Below are 9649 nucleotides of genomic sequence, written 5' to 3' on the forward strand. Positions count from 1 at the left end.
TAGCGCCCCCGTTTATGCACGGCGGATTATGGGCATCGAAACCGAGTACGGCATTACAGCGAGCGCAAGCGATGGACAGCGGGTGATGTCCCCGGATGAGATCGCCCGCGTGCTTTTTCGGCCCATCGTGTCGAAGTACTCTTCCTCCAATATCTTTAGTCCCAACGCCTCCCGTCTCTACCTCGACGTGGGTTCCCACCCGGAGATCGCTACCGCGGAGTGCGATAGCTTAAGCCAGCTCATTGCCTATGAGCGCGCCGGCGATGCCATGGTCAATCGCATGGCCGTGCAGGCGGAGGAAACACTGGCGGCGGAGGGGGAGAAGCGCGCTGTCTACTTGTTCAAGAACAATGTGGACTCCGCGGGCAATTCCTACGGCTGCCACGAGAACTACCTCATCGGCCGCCACGTGGTGCTCAAGGACCTCGGCAAAGCTCTGCTGCCATTCATGATCACCCGCCAGCTCATCTGTGGCGCAGGGATGGTTAGACCTGCCAAGGGAGAGGAACCCGCGCGTTTCGTGCTCTCCCAACGTGCCGACCAGGTGTGGGAAGGTGTGTCCTCCGCGACGACTCGCTCGCGCCCCATCATCAATACTCGCGATGAACCGCACGGTGATTCCAAGCGTTTCCGCCGCATGCACGTTATCGTTGGCGACTCCAACATGGCCGAACCCACGATGGCCCTCAAAGTTGGCTCCACGCTGCTCATGCTGGAGATGCTGGAAGCCGGTTTTGAGGTGCCAAACTACTCGGTGCTCGAACCTATTCAGCATATCCGCGCCATCGCGCTCGACCCCACCGGCCGCACCGAGCTTCCGCTTGAGGGAGGCGGCGGCACCACCGCGCTCGCCGTGCAGCAGGAGCTCTGTACCGCTGCCGAGCGCTGGCTGGATCACCGCGAGGACGCAGGTACACCGACGGCTGAGTTGGCCCGTGTCGTGGACTTGTGGAAGCGCACCCTCCAGGCCATCGATACTCAGGATTTCTCCGGCGTTGACCGCGAGATCGATTGGGTCATCAAGCGCAGCCTGCTGAACCGCTACCGCGAGCGCCTGGGCGGGGATTGGTCGCACCCCAAGCTGGCACAGATTGACCTGACCTTCCATGACATCCGTCCAGGTCGCGGCCTCTACAGCGTATTGGAGCAGCGCGGCATGGTGAAACGCTGGATCGACGACGCTGCAATCGATGCTGCCGTCGACACCGCCCCGCAGACCACCCGTGCCAAGCTGCGCGGGGAGTTTCTCGCTGTTGCCCGCGAGCTCGATGCCGCGGTAACGGTGGATTGGACGCGGATGAAGGTCAACCGGCCTGAACCGATGACCGAGGAATTCTCCGACCCCTTTGTGTCCGAGGACCCGCGCCTAGATGGGTTGTTAGACTACATGCGTTCGCACCCAGGCTCATAGAGACGTAGAGCTGATCAAGGAACCTGCCACTATGCCTTCAGCACATCGCACTGCAGCCCGGACGCCGGTCAGAGACCGCGCTATCGAAAGGCTCACCAACCTCACCTTTGCCCTGCATGGGGCAGCGCACCAAGGCGGGGTTCCGGACCGCAGCGCGGCGTGGATCCGCAGCCACGTCGAGGGCTACCAGTCACGCAGCGATGAAGCCTTTCATAAGCAGCTTTCCCGCGACATCGTGACCCTGCAGCGCGCCGGTGTGCCAGTAGTACACAGCAGCGGCGCGGAAGGTTCGCTGTACCGGCTCGATCCCGAAAACTACCAGCTACCTCCCGTCGATTTCACGCCGGAGGAGGCCATGGTTCTCGGCGTAGCCGGCGGCATCGGCACTCCGGGAGGCTTAAGCGATTTCAGTCTCTCCGCGTGGACCAAGATCGCAGCCTCAGGCGCCTCCCGCGACTTGAGCGGAGCGCCGGTGTACACCGCAGTCAACGACATGACCAGGTTGAGCCCAGAGCTCGTCACTGGAGTCATCACCGCAGTGCGTGCTGGGCTGCGCATTTCCTTCGATTACTACGCCACGCCCTCTGCCGAGGCGGTTCGCCGCCATATGGATCCCTGGGGGCTGGTCAACCACCGGGATCGTGTTTATCTCGTCGGTTGGGATGTGGACCGCGAGGCTCCCCGAACTTTTCGCGCTACCCGCGTGGACAACGTCAGGCGCTCGCGCGCTGCGGCCACGCACCTCGAGCCCACTGCACCACTGCAGGATCTCGTTGTAGAGGCGCTGGAGCGGGGCGAAACGGTAAATGCAGTCCTCGAGGTTCCCGAGGGGCAGGCCGCCGAGCTTGTCGACGCCGGACGCAGGCGCGAGGATGGACTTCTAGAACTCACCAACGTACACCACGATTGGTTGGTGCGCACCGCTGCGGGCTATGCACCAGATGTCGTGGTTATCGAGCCACCCGAGGTTCGTGCCGACATCATCACACTCTTAAGTGTCGGTGATGCCCCATCATCAGCGTCTGGCGAGGAGGCCCGCCATGGTTGATCAACCCCGCAAGCTGCAGTCCCTTGTTCGCTCCCTCAACCTCATCCCTTACCTGCGTAACCACCCGGGGCTGACCCCGATGGAGGCTGCCGAGGATTTAGGGATGACCCCTGCTGAGCTTAAGGATGCTATCGACCGTCTCTTCTGCTCCGGTGTGGGCCGCAATACCGAGGACCTTATCGACTTAAGCTTTAGCTACCGCGATGGCATCGAGATCTACAACGACCAGGGCCTGACCCAGGCATTGCGACTGACCCCAACTGAGGCCGGCGCGTTGCTGCTTACCCTGGAATCTTTGGAAGCGATGCCGGGGCTTGTCGACGTCACCGCCGTCCATTCCGCCGCCGCGAAGCTGCGGGCAATCATGGACGAAAAGACCGCCGCCATTTATGACTCGCTGGCCACGACCGATCCCGAGGAGTCCGAGGTGCAAGCGGCGTTGGCGGGGGCCGTCGACAAGCGCCGGCAAGTGCGTTTTACCTACTGGAGTATGTCCTCCAACCGCACCAGCGAGCGCACCGTGCACCCGGCCCGCATCTTTATCGTGGACGGCGAACCCTATTTGGTGGCCTGGGACGAGTCGGTGGGGGAGCACCGAACGTTCCGCCTCGACCGCATGAGTGATGTTGAGGTGCTTGACGCAACCGCCACCCCACATGTGCGCGAACTGGATTTCAACCCAGATTCACCCTTTGGTCTAGATCACACTCTTGTTGCGGAGCTGGAGATTCACCAAGAATTCACCTGGCTAGCGGAACACTACGACATCACCCTTGGCGAGACCCTAGAAAATGGCCTCATAGCTGCAACGATGCCGGTCGGCTCGGAGGCGTGGTTTAGCCGTTTCGCGCTCGGCCAAGCTGATCGCATGCGGGTTGTGGGGCCGCAGAAGCTCGTTGACGCCATTTCGGAGCATAGAAAACGAGCACTGGAGCGTTATACTCAACTGCCAGACTAAGAGCTCTCCCGCGTGCACGTCGCTCAGCGTCGCGCTGTGTGAACAAGCACGCTTCATCGACCAAGAAAGAAGGGGCACCCTCAATGACCGTGGGACCTTTGGAAATCGGCCTTGTTGTTCTCGTGATCGTGCTGTTGTTCGGCGCTAAGAAGCTGCCGGAGCTGGCTCGCTCCATGGGCCGGTCTATGCGCATCTTCAAGTCCGAAGTCAAGGAGATGAAAGAGGAGAACAACACCTCTGAGCAGCAGGGCCAGATCGCGGGCTCCAAGCAGTCCGACGAGGACTTCTGGAACAGCCCGGAGATGCAGCCGCGCACTTCCAAGCCGGCTGACGGAAACCAGAACTAATAATCTTTCCCGGCAGGCAGACCACACTCCGAGTCCCTCGGCGTGCTGAGGCCTCGCCTGCCGTCGTGGGCTTTTCTGTGGAGGTCTTGCTTTGAGTACCGCGAGTACACCGTCGAATCCTGCTTCTAACGCGCCGAAGCAAAAATGGAGCTCAAAGCTACGCCGCAAGCCCAAGAACCCAACGGGGGAGATGACCTTAGTTCAGCACCTCCAGGAGCTGCGCCGACGCATCGTCATTTCCCTTCTCGCCCTCGTTGTGGGTGCCATCATCGGATTCATCTGGTACCAACACGCCCCGTTTGGCATGTCACCGCTAGGTGAGATTTTGCGCGGTCCCTATTGCTCACTCCCCGAAGAGAGCCGTGTTTCCTTCTCCGCGGACGGCGAATGCCGTCTGCTCGCAACCAGCCCCTTCGAAATGCTGATGCTCCGACTCAAGGTTGGCGCGTTAGCCGGCACTGTGCTGTCCTCACCGGTCTGGCTCTACCAGATATGGGCCTTCATCGTGCCCGGCCTGCACAAGAACGAACGCCGCTTTACCTTTTTGTTTGTCTCGACTGCGGTCCTGCTCTTCGTGCTCGGCGCGGTTCTCGCCTACGTCATCCTTTCCGTGGGTCTGGAGTTCCTCATGGGCATGGGCTCGGAGTACCAGACCGCAGCGCTCACGGGTGAGCGTTACTTCTACTTCCTGCTGGCGTTGCTCCTCATCTTTGGCGTGAGCTTTGAGATCCCACTACTCGTGGTTTGCCTTAATCTGATTGGTGTTTTGGAATATGACCACGTCAAAGATAAGCGCCGCATCATCATTGTCGTCATCATGATTTTCGCCGCGGTTGTTACACCGGGCCAAGAACCCTTCTCAATGTTGGTTTTGGCCGGTGCTCTCGTGGTTCTTGTGGAGATAGCTTTCCAGTTCTGCCGCATCAACGACAAGCGCCAGAAGCGCCAGCGCCCAGACTGGATGGACTTGGACGATGAAACTGCCTCGTCGCTGGATGAAGGTCCGGGTGCCATTGGCGCACCGACTCCGGTGTCTGCATCCACGAGCGTTTCTGCGTCGTCGCGGCCGGTATCTTCCGGGCCTGTCGCCCCGGCTTCGACTCCTGACGCTCGGGTACCGCAGCCTCAACAGACGAATACTCAGCCCCCGCAGAGCGGCTTCTTCGACGACGTTCTCTAACCTCGTCAGCCTTCTTAGCGAACTTGTTCAATCGTTCTGCTTGGCGCCGGGGACCGGCGCACTAGTACGCCGTCCCTGACAGGTACCCTGGGGACTTATGACACTGACGCATCTGGACGAGTTCACCCAAGCGCTTCCGTACTCACTGGATGAATTCCAGATCCAAGGATGCCAAGCCGTCGAAGCTGGCCACGGTGTTCTGGTCTGTGCGCCCACCGGCGCGGGTAAAACCGTGGTGGGTGAGTTCGCCGTGTCCTTGGCGCTGCGCCAAGGGACCCGCTGTTTCTACACCACACCCATCAAGGCGCTGAGTAACCAGAAGTACCACGACCTAGTTGACGCGCATGGTGAGGATGCGGTCGGGCTGCTGACCGGTGATGTCTCCATTAACTCCTCCGCGGACATCCTCGTGATGACCACTGAGGTCCTGCGCAACATGATTTACGCGGGCTCAGGTGCATTGGATCGCTTGACCCATGTGGTCATGGATGAGATCCACTTTCTTGCGGATGCTTCGCGCGGCGCAGTGTGGGAAGAGGTCATCCTCAACCTGGAGGAACATGTCTCCATTATCGGTTTGTCCGCAACGGTGTCCAACTCCGAGGAGTTCGGCCGGTGGCTGACCACCGTGCGTGGTGACACCAAGGTCATTGTCACCGACAAGCGCCCAGTACCGCTGGACCAGTGGATGATGGTCGGCCGCAAAATCTATCCGCTTTTTGAACCCGACTCAGGCGGCCAGGTAAACACTGAGCTCGCACGGCGTATCCAACGTCTGGAGGCCGGCGATACCGATAATGGCCGCGCAGACTATGCCCAGAACCGTGCGAGCTTCCGCGCCCGCGCCCGTCACAAAGGCGGCGGGCGCGGCGACCGGCACAGTGATCGGCGCAGCGGCGCGCCTCGTGCGCAGGACCGTTACCGTCCGCTTGGCCGCCCGGAGGTTCTCAAAGAGCTGCAATCAATGGAGATGCTGCCGGCAATTACCTTCATCTTCTCCCGCGCGGGCTGCGACGGTGCTCTGTATCAGTGCTTGCGTTCCCGCATGGTGCTGACCTCCCAGGAGGAGGCTGTTGCGATCAAGGCCATCGTCGATAAGGGCGTGGAAGGCATTCCGGAAGAAGACCTCAAGGTCCTTGATTTCAAACGTTGGCGCGAAGCACTCTCGCGTGGCTTCGCCGCTCACCACGCAGGAATGCTGCCGGCCTTTAGGCACATCGTAGAGGAACTGTTCGTCAAGGGCCTCGTGCGGGCAGTCTTCGCCACCGAAACGTTGGCCCTAGGAATCAACATGCCGGCGCGCACCGTGGTGCTGGAAAAGCTGGTGAAATTTAACGGCGAGGCACACGTGGACCTGACACCGGGCCAGTACACACAGCTCACCGGCCGCGCCGGTAGGCGAGGCATCGATACCTTGGGCAATGCCGTCGTTCAGTGGGCACCCGCTATGGATCCCACCGCGGTGGCGGGGCTTGCGTCAACTCGTACCTATCCGCTCATTTCCACTTTCGAGCCCGGCTACAACATGGCTATCAACCTGCTGGGCATGCTTGGCTTTGATGACTCGCTCCGATTGCTGGAGAAGTCTTTCGCCCAGTTCCAGGCGGATGGATCCGTTGTGGAGGAAACCCGAGAGATTGAGCGCGCTGAGCACCGCGTCCGCGAACTACGCGCACAGTTGGAGCAGGCCGTAGATAACTTGGCTCCGCCTGCCGCCGATGGCGAAGACCCCGCTGAGATTCTCATGGACTATATGCGGCTGCGCCGAGCGCTGACCGACGAGGAGAAGTCAGCGCGGGCATCCAAGAAGGAGGAGAGGAACAAGGAAGTTGCCGCAGTACTGGCTCGCTTGCAGGTGGGTGAGGTCATCGCCATCGCAACAAAGAAGCGGCCAACGTTGGCTGTCGTTATTACTCCGGCCAACCAGACTGCCGATCCACGCCCCTGGGTAACCACTGAAACGGGATGGTCTGGACGCATCGATTCCGCCGGTATCGATAATCCGCCGATCGTCGTTGGGCACATGAAGCTCCCGCGCGCAGCGCAGAAGAACCCGCGCCGCCATACCCGATTTGTCCAGGAGTCCTTCAAGCGCGACTACTACAAGCGTCCGAAGAAGATGCGCACTGAGCCGCGGAATCGCCCCAACAAGAAGATCGCGCAGTTGCGCGATGCCCTCCGCGAACATCCGGTGCACCATTGGCCCGCAACCGACCGCGAACAGCTGGCCGGGGTGGCGCAGAAGCTGGCGCGCCGCGAACGCGAGCTAGCCAGGCTTGAGGATAAGGTCGAGCGCGCCACGGATACTCTTGGCCGCACTTTCGAGCGGATCGTGGATCTTCTGGCGGAGATGGACTACGTGGAGTTTGATGGTTACGGCGAAAACCGCGAGCCGGTCATCACGGATGAGGGCGAGCGTCTGGCCAAAATCCACTCCGAATCGGACCTACTGGTGGCGCAATGCCTCAAGCGCGGTATCTGGAACGACCTCGACCCGGCGGAGCTGGCCGGTGTGGCCTCCCTCTGTGTCTTTGAAAACCGCAAGACCACTCGCGGAGAACCCGGTGCGGCCACTGACGCGATGGCTAACGCCATGGACGCTACGTGGCGCATTTATAGCGAGCTCGTCGCCGATGAGAAACGCCATAACCTGCCGCAAACGAGGGAGCCGGAGCCTTCTTTCGCGCTAGCTATCCACCAGTGGACGGCGGGCGCGCCGCTGGCCTATTGCATGGCTGCTGCCAACGATTCCGGCGCGGAGCTGACTCCCGGTGACTTTGTCCGCTGGTGCCGCCAGGTCATCGACCTGCTCCAGCAGGTGGCGAAGACGGGCTACGAGGACGAAATTCGTCGCAATGCCCGGCGCGCCATTGACGCGATCCAGCGCGGCGTCGTCGCCATCGGCGCCTAGGCTTAGCGCCTAGTCTTCGGTGCCACCGCGAAGCAGCGCCGTGGCTGCCGCCGCGAGTACTTGGCGGTGGGGCGAAACGAGCGCCACGGTGGCGAGCTTGAGGTTGCGCCCCAACGGGTTAAGGATGAGGGCTTGCGTACCGATAACAGCGTCATCGACTAAAGCTGGACCGCCCGAGTCACCTTTGACTGCCGGAATCGTGTTGAAGACAAATCCGGCGGGGGAGACGGTGGTGCGGAAGTCAATGGACCAGGTGCGGAAGAAGGGAAGGAGAAAAAGCCCACTGCGCTGTTGGGCACGGCGAGCTTTTCCGCCATATCCCCAGGTGGTGACTGGGGCGCGGAATGGCGGGGTACTTTCTGCAAGCCCAGGAAGGTCCCGGGGCGGGGCCGGCCGGTCGAGCAAGCACAGCGCCATGTCGGTCCCATCAATCGTGCGCACGGCGGCCACGCGCCGGTTGAACCCGCCACTCACCCTGTAGTGATCCCCCTTATCAAGGCCGTCGCGGAAGAAGTGCGCGCAGGTCAGAACCAACCGGGTTGCCTGTTGGGAGCGGGGTCTTAAGGACGCATCGATGAGCACTCCCGAGCAATAGCTTGAGCGAGTCCGGAGCTTGACGGCAGCGGGATGGGAATTCACGCCTCCCAGCTTAACTGGACGAAGGCGGGCGGTAGGCTAACTGTCATGACTGATTATGCGTCCCGACTGAGCCGGTCCCGCGCTATTGCAGCTGCTAAGGGCATCGACATCCTGTTAGTGGGTACAGGTGCCGAATTCGCGTACCTCACCGGTTCGTGGGTCTCTTCCCACGAGCGCCTGACCTGCTTGGTTATCCGTCCTGATGCCGAACCGGTAATCGTCGCCCCCAGCACCGACATTGAGTCGCTTCAGGGCGTCGCAGCCCAGCTGGTGGGATGGAGCGATGGGCAGGATCCCTATGCGCTGGCCTTGGAAGGTGCGCGTCCTTCCACCGTTGCCTTGGGGTCCTCACTCACCGCCGATCACGTGCTGCGCTTTCAGTCCGCAATTGGCAACCTCGAAGCTAGTACTGCGAAGGAACAGCACCCCGCAAAGTATGTTCTGGCCACCGAGGCCCTCGCCGAGCTTTTTACCCGCAAGGATCCAGATGAGGTGGCTGAGCTACGCGCTGCAGCGGCGGCTATCGACGCTGTCCACGCCGAGGTGCCGCGCCTCCTGCAGCCGGGGCGCACTGAGGCCGAAGTAGCGGCGGATTTGCGCGAGCTTATCTTGCGCGAGCACCGCGAAGTGGATTTCATCATCGTGGGCTCCGGTCCGAATGGAGCCAATCCACACTATGACTTTGGGGACCGAGTACTCGCCGCCGGCGATCCCGTGGTGGTGGATATTGGCGGCACGCTGCCCTCGGGCTATCACTCCGACTGCACCCGCACCTACGTCGTTGGCGCCGATCCTGCTGCCGCGCCGGCAGAGTTTCGCGAGGCTTACGCGGTCCTAGAGAAGGCCCAGGCTGCCGGCCGAGCTGCTGCGCGCCCGGGTGCGACCGCCCAGGAGATCGACCGAGCCACGCGCAGCGTGATCGAAGACGCCGGTTGGGGTGAGTTCTTCACGCACCGCACCGGACACGGCATTGGCTTGTCGACGCACGAGGAGCCCTTCATCATGGAAGGAAACGGGCTGGAACTTTCCGAGTCCATGGCCTTCTCGATCGAGCCGGGTATCTACGTACCGGGCAAGTGGGGAATGCGCCTTGAGGACATCGTGGTAATCACCGAGTCCGGCTACGAGTCCCTGAACCAGGCACCGCGGGGGTTG

Annotated in this window: 8 protein-coding genes; 7 read left to right on the forward strand and 1 reads right to left on the reverse strand. The window is 61.5% G+C overall.

What is annotated here, in order from left to right:
- The first annotated feature begins 28 nt into the window (after positions 1-28).
- The 6 genes from pafA to HMPREF3009_RS08425 all read left to right on the forward strand — a co-directional run bounded on the left by pafA (position 29) and on the right by HMPREF3009_RS08425 (position 7855).
- Complete coding sequence (gene pafA / locus HMPREF3009_RS08400; RefSeq protein ID WP_070681356.1) at positions 29-1411, forward strand: Pup--protein ligase; 1383 nt, start codon at positions 29-31, stop codon at positions 1409-1411.
- A gap of 31 nt (positions 1412-1442) precedes the next feature.
- Positions 1443-2459: a helix-turn-helix transcriptional regulator gene (locus tag HMPREF3009_RS08405; RefSeq protein ID WP_070681302.1), complete on the forward strand. Its 1017-nt coding sequence runs from the start codon at positions 1443-1445 to the stop codon at positions 2457-2459.
- Complete coding sequence (locus tag HMPREF3009_RS08410) at positions 2452-3417, forward strand: helix-turn-helix transcriptional regulator (protein WP_070547433.1); 966 nt, start codon at positions 2452-2454, stop codon at positions 3415-3417. The genes HMPREF3009_RS08405 and HMPREF3009_RS08410 overlap by 8 nt, the downstream gene beginning before the upstream one ends.
- A gap of 83 nt (positions 3418-3500) precedes the next feature.
- Positions 3501-3764, forward strand: a complete 264-nt coding sequence (tatA, locus tag HMPREF3009_RS08415) for a Sec-independent protein translocase subunit TatA (protein WP_046649155.1) — start codon at positions 3501-3503, stop codon at positions 3762-3764.
- A gap of 190 nt (positions 3765-3954) precedes the next feature.
- The gene (gene tatC / locus HMPREF3009_RS08420) at positions 3955-4944 is read left to right on the forward strand and encodes a twin-arginine translocase subunit TatC (RefSeq protein WP_070547434.1); all 990 of its coding nucleotides are present in this window, start codon (positions 3955-3957) and stop codon (positions 4942-4944) included.
- A gap of 97 nt (positions 4945-5041) precedes the next feature.
- A complete protein-coding gene (locus HMPREF3009_RS08425; RefSeq protein WP_070681306.1) occupies positions 5042-7855 on the forward strand; it encodes a DEAD/DEAH box helicase in 2814 nt (937 codons plus the stop codon).
- A 9-nt stretch (positions 7856-7864) separates the two neighbouring features.
- Here the strand turns inward: HMPREF3009_RS08425 and HMPREF3009_RS08430 are convergent, their stop codons facing one another.
- Positions 7865-8494 carry a trypsin-like peptidase domain-containing protein gene (locus HMPREF3009_RS08430; protein ID WP_232761031.1) on the reverse strand — a complete coding sequence of 210 codons (630 nt, stop codon included), beginning with the start codon at positions 8492-8494 and terminating at the stop codon, positions 7865-7867.
- 45 nt (positions 8495-8539) lie between these two features.
- Here HMPREF3009_RS08430 and HMPREF3009_RS08435 point away from each other — a divergent pair.
- The coding region (locus HMPREF3009_RS08435) for a M24 family metallopeptidase (protein ID WP_083312727.1) at positions 8540-9649 on the forward strand (1110 nt) is incomplete at its 3' end.

Source organism: Corynebacterium sp. HMSC034H07, assembly GCF_001815175.1.
In the GTDB taxonomy this organism is placed as follows: domain Bacteria; phylum Actinomycetota; class Actinomycetes; order Mycobacteriales; family Mycobacteriaceae; genus Corynebacterium; species Corynebacterium hiratae.

Excerpts from the sequence above, each read along its gene's own strand:
- pafA (WP_070681356.1), top strand. The coding sequence starts at position 29 with ATGGGCATCGAAACCGAGTACGGCATTACAGCGAGCGCAAGCGATGGA.
- HMPREF3009_RS08405 (WP_070681302.1), top strand. The coding sequence starts at position 1,443 with ATGCCTTCAGCACATCGCACTGCAGCCCGGACGCCGGTCAGAGACCGC.
- HMPREF3009_RS08410 (WP_070547433.1), top strand. The coding sequence starts at position 2,452 with ATGGTTGATCAACCCCGCAAGCTGCAGTCCCTTGTTCGCTCCCTCAAC.
- tatA (WP_046649155.1), top strand. The coding sequence starts at position 3,501 with ATGACCGTGGGACCTTTGGAAATCGGCCTTGTTGTTCTCGTGATCGTG.
- tatC (WP_070547434.1), top strand. The coding sequence starts at position 3,955 with ATGACCTTAGTTCAGCACCTCCAGGAGCTGCGCCGACGCATCGTCATT.
- HMPREF3009_RS08425 (WP_070681306.1), top strand. The coding sequence starts at position 5,042 with ATGACACTGACGCATCTGGACGAGTTCACCCAAGCGCTTCCGTACTCA.